Origin of the sequence: Gordonia sp. C13 (assembly GCF_023218005.1) — a bacterium.
Lineage (GTDB): Bacteria > Actinomycetota > Actinomycetes > Mycobacteriales > Mycobacteriaceae > Gordonia > Gordonia namibiensis.
The window spans coordinates 87776-101530 of record NZ_JALPSY010000007.1; the positions used below are offsets into that span (position 1 = coordinate 87776).

Annotated in this window: 11 protein-coding genes; 10 read left to right on the plus strand and 1 reads right to left on the minus strand. The window is 68.3% G+C overall.

Annotated elements, in window-relative coordinates; translation table 11 throughout:
* Window positions 1-88 precede the first annotated feature (88 nt).
* Both M1L58_RS08355 and M1L58_RS08360 read left to right on the plus strand, forming a co-directional pair.
* Complete coding sequence (locus M1L58_RS08355; protein ID WP_248658588.1) at window positions 89-2713, plus strand: DUF6049 family protein; 2625 nt, start codon at window positions 89-91, stop codon at window positions 2711-2713.
* A 356-nt stretch (window positions 2714-3069) separates the two neighbouring features.
* Entirely contained in the window at window positions 3070-6690 is a 3621-nt protein-coding gene (locus tag M1L58_RS08360) for a murein biosynthesis integral membrane protein MurJ (protein WP_248658589.1), read from the plus strand.
* On the opposite strand, the gene M1L58_RS08365 is transcribed toward M1L58_RS08360, so the two are convergent.
* Window positions 6674-7618 carry a sterol desaturase family protein gene (locus M1L58_RS08365; RefSeq protein ID WP_248658537.1) on the minus strand — a complete coding sequence of 315 codons (945 nt, stop codon included), beginning with the start codon at window positions 7616-7618 and terminating at the stop codon, window positions 6674-6676. The two genes, M1L58_RS08360 and M1L58_RS08365, sit on opposite strands and share 17 nt — an antisense overlap.
* Before the next feature lie 130 nt (window positions 7619-7748).
* On the opposite strand from M1L58_RS08365, the gene M1L58_RS08370 reads away from it, so the two are divergent.
* From M1L58_RS08370 to trxA, 8 genes are all read left to right on the plus strand, one after another.
* Entirely contained in the window at window positions 7749-8471 is a 723-nt protein-coding gene (locus M1L58_RS08370; RefSeq protein ID WP_248658538.1) for a TetR/AcrR family transcriptional regulator, read from the plus strand.
* Window positions 8472-8583: 112 nt separating this feature from the next.
* Entirely contained in the window at window positions 8584-9435 is an 852-nt protein-coding gene (locus tag M1L58_RS08375) for an SH3-like domain-containing protein (protein ID WP_248658539.1), read from the plus strand.
* Between the two features lie 3 nt (window positions 9436-9438).
* On the plus strand, window positions 9439-10167 hold the full coding sequence (gene scnC, locus M1L58_RS08380; RefSeq protein ID WP_154883700.1) for a thiocyanate hydrolase subunit gamma: 729 nt from the start codon (window positions 9439-9441) through the stop codon (window positions 10165-10167).
* Window positions 10168-10169: 2 nt separating this feature from the next.
* Window positions 10170-10532 (plus strand): SH3-like domain-containing protein, encoded by a 363-nt coding sequence (locus M1L58_RS08385; protein ID WP_248658540.1) that lies wholly within the window; start codon window positions 10170-10172, stop codon window positions 10530-10532.
* A gap of 97 nt (window positions 10533-10629) precedes the next feature.
* On the plus strand, window positions 10630-11205 hold the full coding sequence (gene sigM / locus M1L58_RS08390; protein WP_006868483.1) for an RNA polymerase sigma factor SigM: 576 nt from the start codon (window positions 10630-10632) through the stop codon (window positions 11203-11205).
* Between the two features lie 156 nt (window positions 11206-11361).
* Window positions 11362-12156: a hypothetical protein gene (locus tag M1L58_RS08395; RefSeq protein WP_248658541.1), complete on the plus strand. Its 795-nt coding sequence runs from the start codon at window positions 11362-11364 to the stop codon at window positions 12154-12156.
* Window positions 12157-12300: 144 nt separating this feature from the next.
* Window positions 12301-13308 carry a thioredoxin-disulfide reductase gene (gene trxB, locus M1L58_RS08400; RefSeq protein ID WP_248658542.1) on the plus strand — a complete coding sequence of 336 codons (1008 nt, stop codon included), beginning with the start codon at window positions 12301-12303 and terminating at the stop codon, window positions 13306-13308.
* Window positions 13309-13362: 54 nt separating this feature from the next.
* Window positions 13363-13701: a thioredoxin gene (gene trxA, locus M1L58_RS08405; RefSeq protein WP_005200681.1), complete on the plus strand. Its 339-nt coding sequence runs from the start codon at window positions 13363-13365 to the stop codon at window positions 13699-13701.
* Window positions 13702-13755: the final 54 nt, after the last annotated feature.

The following is a 13755-nucleotide window of genomic DNA, read 5'->3' on the forward strand; positions in this document are numbered from 1 at the left end:
CGACCGGTCCGGTCCGATCCCTCGTCCTTCTCTCCGCCGATCCGAGCGACGTCATGATCGTCGCGGCGGGATCATCGATCCGCGGCGGGTGCAGGTCGTGACCGCATTGGCGGCGGTGCTCGGCGTCGTCGCACTGCTGTTGCTGCCGGGTGTCGCCGCACCGGCCTCCGCCGTGCCCGAGACGAGTGCCACCGGGGCGGATCCCACCCAGCAGTCGTCGCCGCGGTTCGCACGCATCGTCATCGACTCGATGACCCCGTCGATCGTGACCACCACCAGCAGGCCGCTGGTGACGGTGAGCGGTCGCGTCGACAACATCGGCGACCGCTCGATCAGCAACCTGTCCATCCGTCTCGAACGTGGTGATCCCGTCTCGTCGGCCTCGGGGTTGCGCACCCAGCTTGCCGACGACGATCCCGCGATCGCCGTCGCCGGCCCGTTCGAGACGCTCAGTGAGTCCCTCGCGCCGGGGGAGAGTGTCGGCTTCCGGATGTCGATGGCACTGTCCGCCGGCTCCGGACCCGACGGTCAGGGCCTCGGGATCTCCGAGACCGGCGTCTATCCGATGCAGGTCAACGTCAACGGCACCCCCGACTACGGCAACCCGGCCCAGGTCGCCGGCTCGCGCATGCTCCTCCCGGTGCTGTCGCTGCCGCCGGACGAGAACCGTGCGCGCAACTACGTCGATCCGACCGACGAGACGGGTTCGCCGTCGGTGCCCGGGCTCGGCCCCGACGGTTCGGTCTCGGCGGATCTGGCCAGCCCGGCCCAGATGACGATGCTGTGGCCGATGGCCGCGCCACCGCAGCTCGCGCCCGGTGTACTCGGCGGCAACACCGAACCCGTCCGGCTGATCAACGAGGACATGGCACGGTCGCTCGACACCGGCGGTCGGCTGCACGAACTGCTCAAGTCGTTGCAGAAGGTCGTCGGCACGCCACCGCGCGAGGAGTCCGGACCGCCGTCGTCCGAACCCCCGGCGGAGAGTCCCGCCGAACCGGCGCCGGCCACGATGCCCGGCTCCGAGAAGCTCGCCGAGAGCATGTGCCTGGCCGTCGACCCCGACCTCCTCGTGACCGTCCGTGCGATGTCCCTCGGCTACGAGGTGTCGACGAACCCGGCCGACCCGACCTCGGCCGCCCGGCCAGGCAGCGGATCCGAGATCGCCGGCCGCTGGCTCGACGACCTACGGTGGACTGCGAGCCGGATGTGCGTGGTGGCGTTGCCGTTCGCGCAGGCCGACCTGACGTCGCTCGCCAGGATCGGCAACACCGGACTCACCGAGTCCGCCCTCCGCAAGCCCGCCGACATCATCGACGCCATCCTGGGCGTGCGCAGCGTGCGCGGCCTGTCAGTGCCCGCCCTCGGCGCCATCGACGACGCCGGTGCCGACGCCCTGGCCGAAGCCGCCGTCACCTCCGTTGCACTCGCGTCGAACTCGGTCGCCCCCACCGGCCGCCGCGACGACACCGGGCGCTACCGTGTCGGCCGCCTCACCGCCCAGACCTTCGACGCACCCATCACGGCGTCGCTCGCCGCGATCGGCACCGCCCCGAGCACCCCGGCCCTCACCCCGAAGTCACAGCAGGTCGACCTCACCGACGAATCGACCGGCAGCCGTCGCCAGAGTGCGATCGCCGCGCTGGCCTACCCGGCGATCGCCGCGCCGCAACCGGACTCGGCAGACGACTCCGGCCCCCGAAATCCGGTGGTCGGGCGGTCTGCGTTCCTCGTGCCCCCGACCTACTGGTCCCCGACGGTCGCGGATTCCGACGCGCTCTTCGCGACCGCGCGCCTGCTGCTCGAGTCCGGTGCCGCGACCCCGACACCCCTGCCGTCCCTGGTGCAGGAACTGAACACCGCAGGTGCCACCGGCCGCCTGACCGACCCACCGGGGGTGGGACCCGTCGGCCGCATCGGATCCGTGCTCACCTCGCAGGCGACCGCCGCCATCCGTCGCAACGTCGAGGACAGTTGGCAGTTCGAGGGCGCGCTGGTCCGGTCGGCCGATGTCGCGGCCACCCCGGAGCGGTACATGTCGCCGCTGCGCGAGGACCAGCTGCGCGCCATCAGGTCCCCCGACGTCGCGGGATCCGCCGTCTACACGCATCTGCGTCGGCTGCAGGAGGAGCGCATCGACGCCGTGGCGTCGACCCTGCACCGCCTCGGTCAGTCCGTCACGATCCTCGACCCCGGCGGCCGGTACACCCTGGCCTCCGAACGCAGCCCGGTACTGCTCGCGGTGCGCAACGACCTCGCCCTGCCGGTCCGGGCCCGCCTGACCACGTCCGCACCCGAGGGCGTCGAGATCGGCGATCTCGGGGTGATCGAGATCCCCGCCCGCGGAACCCGGCAGATCCAGCTCCCCACACGCGGCGAGACCTCCGAGGCCGTCACCATCGACATCCGGCTGGCCACGGTCACCGGTGTGCCCCTCGGCCAGCCGATCACCCTGCAGGTGCACACCAACGCCTACGGCAAGCCGCTGTTCTACATCACCATCGTCGCCGGCGTGGCGCTCGTGCTGCTGACCGCGCGCAGGCTGTGGCACCGGTTCCGCGGTCAGCCCGACCCCGCCGACGCCGACCGGCCCGAACCCGACGAACTCGAGCGGATGCTGGCGGGAAGCGGCTATCAGGAGCGACGCCGTACCCTGCAAGGCGAGGGTCGGCCACCCGGCGAGGAGCCGGAAGACCACCCGCACGACCCATGATCGAGCACTGAACGAGGACGGCGAAACAATACGTGAACTGGAACGATGTGCCGCGCGAACCGCGGCCGGGAGCACCCGGTGCGGTGCCTCCACAGCGTCCGGATCGCGCCGCACCTCGCCGGATCCCGCCCGGTTCCGGCCCGGTGCCGCGGCCACCCCGTCCCGGCCGGCCGGTCCCGCCGCCGCCCGTCCACCGCACCCGCGATCCTCAGGGCGCCCGTCATGCTCAGGGCCCCGCCCCCGGTGGTGTCCGCGTCGATGCCCCGCCGGCCCGACCCGGACGCCTCGACGCGGCCGGTTACCACGAACGACACAGCGGCGAGACGGACGCCGTCAACACCGGGTCGTCGAAGAAGGTGACCGCCGACGACTCGTCGTCGACCGGTCTGGCACGCGACTCCGACTCGAGCATCCTGCGAACCAGTGGCTCGATCGCCATCGCGACCCTCTTCAGTCGGATCACCGGCTTCCTGCGCACCGTTCTGATCCTGGCGATGCTCGGTTCGGGCATCGCATCGGCGTTCCAGGCCGCCGACGTGCTGCCGAACATGATCGCCGAGGTCGTGTTGGGCGCCGTGCTGACGGCCATCGTCATCCCGCTGCTCGCCCGGGCCGAAGCCGAGGACGAAGACGGTGGTCAGGGCTTTCTCAACCGAATCTTCACGATCACCGTGGTGGTGCTCGGCTCGGCGACGGTTCTGGCCGTCATCGCCGCGCCACTGCTGACCTACCTGAATCTCGGTGACGGGCAGGTCAACCGGGACCTGTCCACCCACCTCGCCTATCTGCTGCTGCCCGAGATCCTGTTCTACGGGCTCTCTGCACTGTTCATCGCGGTGCTCAACCTGCGCGGTCTGTTCAAGCCGGGCGCCTGGGCACCGGTCCTGAACAACGTCGTCCAGATCACGACGCTCGTGCTGTACGCACTCGTGCCCGGCGAGATCACGCTCAACCCGGTCCGGATGAGCGATCCGCAGCTGCTCGTCCTGGGTATCGGGTGCACCCTCGGCGTGGTGCTGCAGGCCATGGTCCTGGTGCCGTTCCTGCGCAAGGCGGGAGTGCATCTCAAGCTCGAATGGGGCATCGACGCCCGGTTGCGTCAGTTCGGCAACATGGCCTTGGCGATCGTCGCCTACGTGGCGCTGCTGCAGGTCGGTCTCATCGCGACCTACCGGATCGCCGCCTCCGCCGAGGAGTCCGGCGTCAGCATCTACTTCACCCACTGGCAGTTGCTGCAGCTGCCCTACGGCGTGCTCGGTGTGACCATCCTGACCGCGATCATGCCGCGACTGTCGCGCAATGCGGCCGCCGACGACACGAAGGCCGTGGTCGACGACCTGTCGCTGGCCACACGCCTGACGATGGTCGCCCTGGTCCCGGTCGTGTCGTTCATGACCTTCTTCGGGCCGGCCATCGCCATCGCGGTGTTCAACTTCGGCCGGTTCGACGCCGCCGACGCCTCCCAGCTGGGTTCGGTGCTCGCCTGGGGTGCGTTCACGCTCATCCCGTACTCGATGACGCTCGTCCAGCTACGTGTCTTCTACGCCCGGGAGGACGCCTGGACCCCGACCTTCATCGCGCTCGGCATCACCGTGGTCAAGGTGACGTCGTCGTACATGGGTCCCGTCCTGTTCGACGACCCGTCGAACGTCGTGCGGTGGCTCGCGCTGTCCAACGGGCTCGGCTACCTGGTCGGCGCCATCGTCGGCCACTACCTGCTCCGCAGCCGACTGCGGGGCGCGCGATTGACGAACGTCGCCCGCACCACGCTGGTCACGTTCGCGGTCTCTCTGAGCGTCTCGGCGGTCGTCTGGGCCGTCGCCAAGATGTCCGGCCTCGACCACATGATCGGTTGGCTCGGCAAGGTCGGGTCGCTGCTGTACCTGATCCTGACGGCGGTCGTCGTGCTGGCGGTGACCTATGCGGGTCTGGCCGCCGCACAGGTGCCGGACGTGGTCGCGATCGGCAACTCGGTACGTCGCCTCCTCGGCCGGTTCATCCCGGCTCTCGCGCCGCCCGCGGAGCCCGAACGCGAACAGTCCCCGGCGATCACAGTTCAGTTTCCGCGCGTCTCTGCGGACGAATCGCTCCCGTACTCTGGTCAGGTACAAGTGCTGCGCCGCTTCGACAGGGGCACCGCGACGTGGCAGTCCTACTCCGTGCACACCGGCGGCGCGATCGGCGCCGGCCGGGGAGCACGTCCCATCCCAGAGCGCGCACCGGTTCCGCGCGACATCAGATACCGGAGGAAAGGAGTCCGTCGCGTGAGTGACAGCGAGATCGACACGAGTGCACCCACCGGGTTGCCCGTCGAATCCGGCCCCGGCGAATCCCATTCCGCCGAAGCGCAGGCTCCCTCCACATCCACTCACGGCCAGACTCCCGACGCGCCGGCCGCCGCCCCGACACCGGAGGCCGCCCGTCGACGCGGCCCACGTCTGATCCCGGGCGCCGCGGTCGCCGGTGGCCGATACCGGCTCCTCGAACAGCATGGCGGCACCCGCGGTCTGCAGTTCTGGCGCGCCCAGGACATCAACCTCGACCGTGAGGTCGCCTTGACCTTCGTCGACGCCGACCAGCTCGCGCCGCCGCTCGAGCGCGGACAGGCCATCAAGGCGACCGACCAGGGACCCCAGGCGGTCCTCTCCCGGACCCTCCGTCTGGGACAGATCACCTCCGACGGAGTGGCCCGGGTGCTCGACGTCGTCCGCGGTTCCTCCGGCGGCATCGTCGTCGCCGAGTGGGTGCCCGGCTCGTCGCTCGCCGACGTTGCCCGGTCCGAGCCGTCCCCGATCGGCGCAGCCCGAGCCGTGCGCTCGCTGGCCGCGGCCGCCGAGATCGCCCACCGGTCCGGTGGCGCGCTGTCGATCGACCATCCCGACCGCATCCGCATCAGCCACGACGGCAACGCGGTCCTCGCCTTCCCAGGCACCCTCGCCGCGGACGACAAGGCCTCCGACGTGCGCGGCCTCGGTGCGGTGCTCTACGCACTGCTGCTGAACCGGTGGACCCTCGATCCCGAGAACGGGTCGCGGCTCGTCACCACCGACGACGTCACCGATCCGATCGGTGGCATCCCGGTGGCGGCACCGGGGGAGAACGGTCAGCCCCTGGAACCGCGGGCGGCGAAGCCCGACATCCCGTTCGAGATCTCGGCGGTCGCGGCGCGTGCCCTCGACGGAACCCGGGGCATCCGCACCGCGGCGACGGTCCAGCATGTCCTCGACCAGGCGACGGTGGTCGACCTCAACACCGACATGCTCCCCGCCATCACCGACGCCGACGCGCCGCCGCCGGTCACGGTGGCACCGCGGGTCGGCAGCGCCGAGCACAAGCCGGGACGCAAGAACCTCGCGCTGCTGATCGGCGCCGGTCTGCTCGCGCTCTTCGTGGTCATCGCGCTGATCGTCGGAGCCACCAACGTCTTCGGCAGCGGTGACGGCTCGAGTGACATCGATTCGATCCTGACCACCACCGAGCCGGCCCCGCCGGGCCAACCGACACCCGAGGCCAAGGCACCTGCCGAGGCCCCGCCGGCACAGGACATCGCCCTCCGGGGGGTGACCGTGGCCGACTTCTCGTCGCAGCCGCCGGACAACTCGGCCAACGTCGGGAACGTGATCACCGGTGCGGCGCCGCCGTGGCAGACCGACAACTACCGGGGCCGCCCCGACTTCGGCGGTCTCAAGCAGGGGCTCGGCCTGATGTTCGACCTCGGTGACGAGCGCGCGGTGAAGTCGGTGACCATCGAGACCCCGACCCCCGGTTTCGACGTGGAGATCCGCACCTCGCCGAACGCGCGGCCCGCCTTCGCCCGGACCACCCCGGTGGCCGCGGGTCGGGTCGATCAGGACACCACGACGATCCCGATCGCGTCTCCGCAACCCAGCCGCTACGTGATGGTGTGGATCAAGACGCTGCCACCGTCGGCGGGCGGCTTCCAGGCCGAGGTCGGCCGCGTCACGATGGCGGGCTGACCGACTCGCTCTCGGTGCCCGCTGTCACCGGTTCGGGCGCCGGATCGGTCGTCTTCGGAGTCCACCCGGGCGGGCCGAAGATGTAGCCCAGGCGTGCTCGCCAGCTCGACGTCGACCTCACATCGCGGGCGATCGCCACGTACTCGTGCGTCTCGAGTCGCCAGATGTTGTAGGTGTCCACCGGTTTGGTCAGTCCGTAGCGCGGGCGGCGGATCTCCGGCGTGAAGGATCCGAACATCCGGTCCCAGATGATGAAGACGCCGCCGTAGTTGCGGTCGAGGTACTCGGGATCGCGTCCGTGATGCACACGGTGGTGCGACGGGGTGTTGAACACGTACTCGAACGGCGCCCACATCTTGTTGATGTGCTCGGTGTGAATCCAGAACTGGTAGATGAGGTTCAGCGAGTACGCGAAGAACACGAGGGCCGGCGGGACACCGAGCAGGGGCAGCGGGAGCCACATCACGATCGCGGCGCTGATGTTCCACTTCTGGCGCAGCGCGGTAGCGAAGTTGAAGTACTCGCTGGAGTGATGGGCCTGATGGGTCGCCCAGACGATGCGCACGCGGTGCGACACCCGATGCACCCAGTAGTAGATGAAGTCCACCGCCACGAAAGCGATGACCCACGAGTACCACTGGTTCATCGGCAGATGCCACGGTGCGACGTAGGTGAACAGGGCGGTGTAGGCGAGCAGGCCGAGAAGTTTCCAGAAGGCGCTGGTCCCGATGGAGACGACCCCCATCATCACGCTCGCGCGCGCATCCCGGGTCTCGTAGGCGCCGGGGGCCGGACCGCCCTCGTCGTCGTGATCGTGTTCGTGTTCGAGCTTGGCCGCGGCGAACCACTCGATGGCCAGCATCGACAAGAAGAACGGGATCGCGAGAACCGTGGGCTCGCGCATAGGTTCCGGCAAGAACTCCAACACCGTGTACTCCCTAGGACACCATCTGACACGTCAGCATGTCAGTTCGATTCTGACAAGGTATCGTGTCAGAAGCAGCGCTGTAAAGACCCGATCGGTCGAAATCGGGTCGTGACGACAGGAGCGAGGTTCCGTGCCCACGTCCGCCACCGCGGGAGACCCCGCCACCCGAACCGCCGGCCGGCGCTATGGGGGAGCGGACCCGACCGAACGCCAGGCTCGGCGACGCAGCGCTCTGATCAGCGCCGGACTCGACGTTTTCGGTACCGACGGATACGCGAAGGCCTCGGTCAAGAGTGTCTGCGACCAGGCCGGGCTCACCCAGCGCTACTTCTACGAATCCTTCAGCGATCGCGCCGACCTGCTCGTCGCGGTCTACGACGACTGCGTCGACTTCGCCCGCACCTCGACGATCGCCGCCGCAAGGAGCTTCCTCGACGCCGCGATCGACGAGACCGGGATCATCGATGCTTCGGAAGGCATTCCCGCAGAAGCCATCTCCGATGCGGCGCGCGCAATCCTGCAGGCCTTCATGTCGGCACTGGCCGACGATGCGCGTCGGGCGCGGGTCATGCTGGTCGAGGTCGTCGGCGTCTCACCGGAGATCGAGCGCGTACGAATGCGCGCGATACACGGATGGGCCGACCTCATCCTGATGCTGGCACGGGGAAGTCGTCCGCCCACGACCCGTCAGCGGCTCGCCTCGGTCGGGCTCGTCGGAGCCGTCACCCAGTTGATGGTCGACTGGTATGTCGCCGGGGAAGCGGACTCCGACATTCCACGCGAACCCCTCGAAGACGTCCTCGACGTGTGCGTCGAACTGTTCGTCGCCGCGCACGGCCGACTGCTGAACTGACGTCACACGACCGTCGACTCCGTCAAAACACCTCCATAAGTCGTGCTACGCGAGTAGATTTCGGAACATTCTGCTTCAAAGCCGCGGGGCCGCTACTCCCGGGAGGCGACGGATGAGTACAGCAGAAGAACGTGCCAGACAGCTGGATCTTGTTGCGCGCCTGAAATCTTCGTATCCGGAGCTTCCGGACGCGCCGACTCCCGATCTCCTCGATCACGCGCGGATCACCGCCTACCTGAAACCTGTGCACGACGTCGGCGGTGAACCCGACGCACCGATCTTCTACGAGGGAAAAGCCTACGAGCTGTGGGAGCACATGACCTACGTCATGTGTGAAGTCCTGGCCTGGCGCGGAATCTGGCTCTCCGAGGAACGCCGGCGGATCGGCAATGTCGACGTCGGCCGCGCGGAGTACCTCGGTCTCCCGTACTACGGCCGGTGGTTGCTGGCGGTCGCGAGAGTTCTGGTCGAGAAACACCACATCGCGCTCGGCGAGCTCTCCGAGCGCATGCTGGAGGTGCAGGAACGGTACGCCGGGGGACTGGCGGGCAAGAAACTCCAAGCGCAACCCCGCAGTGTCGGTGACGGTTCCGAGGTACCCCGCAACACCCACCACCGGCACGCGGTAGGGGTCGGGGACCCGCAGATCTACGCAGGAAAGGCCGGTGAGGCCCGGTTCGCCGTCGACGATCTCGTCGTCGTGCGGGAGCTTCCGGTCGTCTTCTACACGCGCACACCGGAATACGTGCGCGGCGCAACCGGTCGGATCTCGGCCGTCGCCTACGAGAGTCCCGCGCCCGAGGACGAGACATGGGGTCTGTCCGACGCCCAGGCCGAGTGGTTCTACGTCGTCGAATTCCAGATGAGTGACCTGTGGCACGGATACACCGGCACCGCCGACGACACCCTGCGAACCGAGATCCCGGAGAGGTGGCTGGCGCCGGCCGGTCGAGAGGAGAACTAGACCATGAGCGACGCCACCGGTACGCACGGCCACGATCACGATCACGACCATGCGCGGACGGTCGCGCCGATGGTCGAGGAGGTCACCGATTTCGAGGTGCTCGAGATCGCCCTGCGTGAATTGTGCATAGAGAAGGGACTTTTCACCGCGGAGGAACATCGTAGGTTCACCGAGTTCGCCGAACAGATCGGACCGACGCCGGCCGCAACCCTGGTCGCCCGCGCCTGGCTCGAACCGGACTTCAAAGAACTCGCCCTCGCCGAACCGATGACCGCGAGCAAGGAGGTCGGGGTCGACTGGCTCGAGCCCACCGGCTTCGGAACGCCCAGTGATTTCACCGCTTTCTCGATCCTCGAGGACACCCCGTCGGTTCATCACGTGATCGTGTGCGCGTTGTGTTCGTGTTATCCGCGGCCGATTCTCGGTAATTCGCCCGAGTGGTATCGCACGCCGAACTATCGGCGTCGCATGGTGCGCTGGCCGCGACAGGTGTTGTCGGAGTTCGGTCTCCAGCTACCGGACGGTGTGTCGGTCCGTGTCCAGGACTCCAATCAGAAACACCGGTTCATGGTGATGCCGCAACGCCCGGCCGGGACGGAGGACTGGACCCAGGAGCAGCTGGCCGAGATCCTGACCCGCGACTGCCTGATCGGGGTCGCTCTCCCCAGGCCCGGGGTGACCACCAACGCGGTCACTACCGTCCGACCCGCCGTCCACCCGGCAGGAGACTGACGATGTCGACGCAACCCGAGACCGGAGATGTCTACTCGCCGCTCGCCGAGGTCGTCGAGCGTGACCAGGTGTGGCCGCGGATGGCCGCCAAGTACGGGGTCGCCAACCTCGTCCCGCCGTGGAAGACCAGCCTCGACGGTCTCTGCGATGCGCTCGACCGGGCCGCCGACAGCGGGTGCGCGGCGCCCGGGGTCGTGGAGCGCCGGGACGAAGAGGACCGGTTGGCGGCGACCACCTACGCCGACCTCCCCTATCCGGAGAATCAGCTCGTCGCCCTGGCCCACACTCTGCTCGATCGCGGGGTGATCGACGAACGCGAACTCGCGCAGCGGATGGCCGCCGTCCGAGCCCGGCTGGAGGCTTGAACACACCCTCCAAACCGACTGTCCACAGCGGGATCACTCCTGTAGACAACCGCGTCGTCACCGGGTCGGGTGGTGACTTCTCCGTTACTCTCAGCGCATGGCCGGGGGGAACGACGCAGTTGACCTGCGCACCGATGAGCAGTTGTTACGCGCTCACGTCGCCGGCGACCCGGGCGCGTTCACCGATCTGGTCAATCGTCACCTCGACTACCTGTGGTCGGTCGCCATCCGGACCAGCCAAAGCCCCGAGGACGCGGCCGACGGGTTACAGGACGCGCTACTCGCCGCCCACCGGACCGCCGGGGATTTCCGGTCCGACGCGAAGGTGACCAGCTGGCTGCACCGGATCGTCGTCAACGCCTGCCTCGACCGGATCCGACGCAACAACTCCCGCAAGACCGTTCCGTTGCCCGAATGGGACGTGATGTCGATCGCCGACACCGCCGACGACATCGCCGCGGTAGATCTGTCCGTCTCCATCGGCCGGGCCCTGCACGCTCTTCCCGAAGGCCAGCGGCAGGCCATCGTCGCCGTCGATCTCGAGGGTTACTCGATCGCCGAGGCCGCCTCCCTGCTCGGCGTCGCCGAAGGGACCATCAAGAGTCGTTGCGCACGCGGACGTCTCAAACTCGCCCAGGTCCTGGGCCACCTCCGGACTGCCGATGACGCGTAAGTCGACGCCTGCCAACGTCTTCGGCGATGAATCCGGCCGGAGCGGAACCGGAACCGCGCGTCGTGCGTCCAAGTATTCGACGACAACGGACCACGACCAGCGAGATGCCACCACCGAGACACCGACGCCCGACCTTCGGAATGGAAGACTGACACCATGACCCCGCGGGGACCTGACGACACCGAGTCCGGCGATCTGCCCGATCCGCCGTACTCGGCGGACACGCTGGCCGATCTTCACGCCGGAGTGCTGTCCGAGCGCGCTGCCGCCCACATTCGTGCCCAGATCGCCGATGACACTGCCGCGCAGGAGATCCTGGCAGCTCTGGACCGGACGACGAGTCAGCTTCGCACCTCGGCCCCCGCCCCCCATGCGGTTCCGGATCATGTCCGCGCCGATGTCCAGGCCACACTGGCAGCACTGGCGGGATCGTCCGCGACCGGCGCGGCAGCGCCTCCCGGCCCCGCACGACCCGGTCTCGTCGCAGACTCCCCGGCGGATCTCGCCGCACGGCGCGACCGACCCGGTCGGTCGAAGATCCTTCCGGTGGTGCTGGCCGCGGCGGCGATCGCGGTGGTCGCCCTCGGCTCGATCGGCGTGCTTCGACTGATGTCCTCCTCGTCCGACGACACCCCATCTCCGATACAGGCCCAGACCGGATCGACCCAGACCCTGGACCCGGCGGGTTCCGCGTCGGCCCTCTCGGTCCTCGGTCGTACCGACGGGGCACCGTTCGAATCGGTCGCCGCGCTCCGACGCTGCACCGCGGCTCACCTCATCCCCGCGACGGTTGTGATCGTCGGCTCCGGGCGGATCACCTTCCACGGTGACCCCGCCGCCGCCATCCTGCTGTCGACCGGCATCGCCGGTCGGTTCGACGCCCTGATCGTCGGTCTCGAATGCGACACCGGCAATCCCGCGTTCCTGGCCAGGGGGACGATCGGCGCCTGATCGCCTGTGCCAGGGCCGAGACCTGCGTCACCACGCCGGACGCACGGACTTGACCGGGAACATCTGCGCTTACCCTTGTGTTGAAGCAGCCGTGATCCCGACGAGAACTCCGGGATTCCGCATACCCCACAGCACGGAGGACGGATGAGCCAGCCAGAGACCCAGCAGATCCACGACGTGATCATCATCGGATCTGGTCCTGCCGGGTACACCGCGGCGATCTACGCCGCGCGCGCCGAGCTAGCGCCGATCGTCTTCGAGGGCACCCAATTCGGTGGCGCGCTGATGACGACCACCGAGGTCGAGAACTTCCCCGGCTTCCAGACCGGCATCCAGGGCCCGGCCCTGATGGACGAGATGCGCGAGCAGGCGATCCGATTCGGCGCCGACCTGCGCATGGAGGACGTCGACACGGTCCGCCTCGAGGGTGACGTCAAGGAGGTCGAGGTCGGCGGTGAGGTGTTCCGCGCACGCGCTGTCATCCTCGCGATGGGCGCCGCAGCGCGATACCTCGGTGTCCAGGGAGAGCAGGAGCTCCTCGGTCGCGGTGTCTCCGCATGCGCGACCTGCGACGGCTTCTTCTTCAAGGACCAGGACATCGCCGTCATCGGCGGCGGCGACTCGGCGATGGAGGAGGCGACCTTCCTCACGAAGTTCGCCCGCACCGTCACGCTGGTTCACCGCCGCGACGAGTTCCGCGCCTCGAAGATCATGCTCGAGCGCGCCCGCAACAACGACAAGATCCGCTTCGTGACCAACGCCGCCGTCCGTTCGGTCATCGGCGACGGGTCGGTGAGTGGTCTCGAGATCGAGGACACCCGCAACGGTGAGGTAAGCAACCTCGATGTCACCGGCATGTTCGTCGCGATCGGTCACGATCCGCGCAGCGAACTGGTCCGCGGACAGGTCGACCTCGACGACGAGGGCTATGTCCTCGTGAAGGATCGGACCACCTACACCTCGCTGCCCGGCGTCTTCGCCTGTGGCGACCTGGTCGATCACACCTACCGCCAGGCCATCACCGCAGCCGGCAGCGGCTGCTCGGCGGCCATCGACGCGGAGCGCTGGCTCGCCGAACAGGGTGAGGCGCCCGCGCACACCGTCGACGCCGAGTCGGTCGCCGAGGTCGAAGCTGTTCAGGCACCCGCCTGACCGAGCTTTCCATCCCAATCTCATTCTTTGAGTCCATCTGAGGAGGACATCACCATGGGTGCAAACACGGTCGTCGTCAACGACACCACCTTCAAGGACACCGTTCTCGGTGCCGACAAGCCGGTCCTGGTCGACTTCTGGGCCACCTGGTGCGGCCCGTGCCGCATGGTCGCCCCGGTGCTCGAGGAGATCGCCCGCGACAACGGCGACAAGCTCACCATCGCCAAGTTGGATGTCGATGAGAGCCCGGCCACCGCGCGTGACTTCCAGATCATGTCGATCCCGACCATGATCCTGTTCGACAAGGGTCAGCCGGTGAAGACGATCGTCGGGGCCAAGGGCAAGGCGGCTCTGCTCCGCGAACTCGATTCGGTGATCGGCCAGTCGGCCTGACCTGCAGTTTCTTCTGATCCGCGACGAGAGTCCGACGGGTGAACGACGTTGTCG

Coding starts and splice junctions, on each gene's coding strand:
- M1L58_RS08395 (WP_248658541.1), top strand. CDS start 11,362: ATGACCCCGCGGGGACCTGACGACACCGAGTCCGGCGATCTGCCCGAT.
- trxA (WP_005200681.1), top strand. CDS start 13,363: ATGGGTGCAAACACGGTCGTCGTCAACGACACCACCTTCAAGGACACC.
- M1L58_RS08385 (WP_248658540.1), top strand. CDS start 10,170: ATGTCGACGCAACCCGAGACCGGAGATGTCTACTCGCCGCTCGCCGAG.
- sigM (WP_006868483.1), top strand. CDS start 10,630: ATGGCCGGGGGGAACGACGCAGTTGACCTGCGCACCGATGAGCAGTTG.
- M1L58_RS08375 (WP_248658539.1), top strand. CDS start 8,584: ATGAGTACAGCAGAAGAACGTGCCAGACAGCTGGATCTTGTTGCGCGC.
- trxB (WP_248658542.1), top strand. CDS start 12,301: ATGAGCCAGCCAGAGACCCAGCAGATCCACGACGTGATCATCATCGGA.
- scnC (WP_154883700.1), top strand. CDS start 9,439: ATGAGCGACGCCACCGGTACGCACGGCCACGATCACGATCACGACCAT.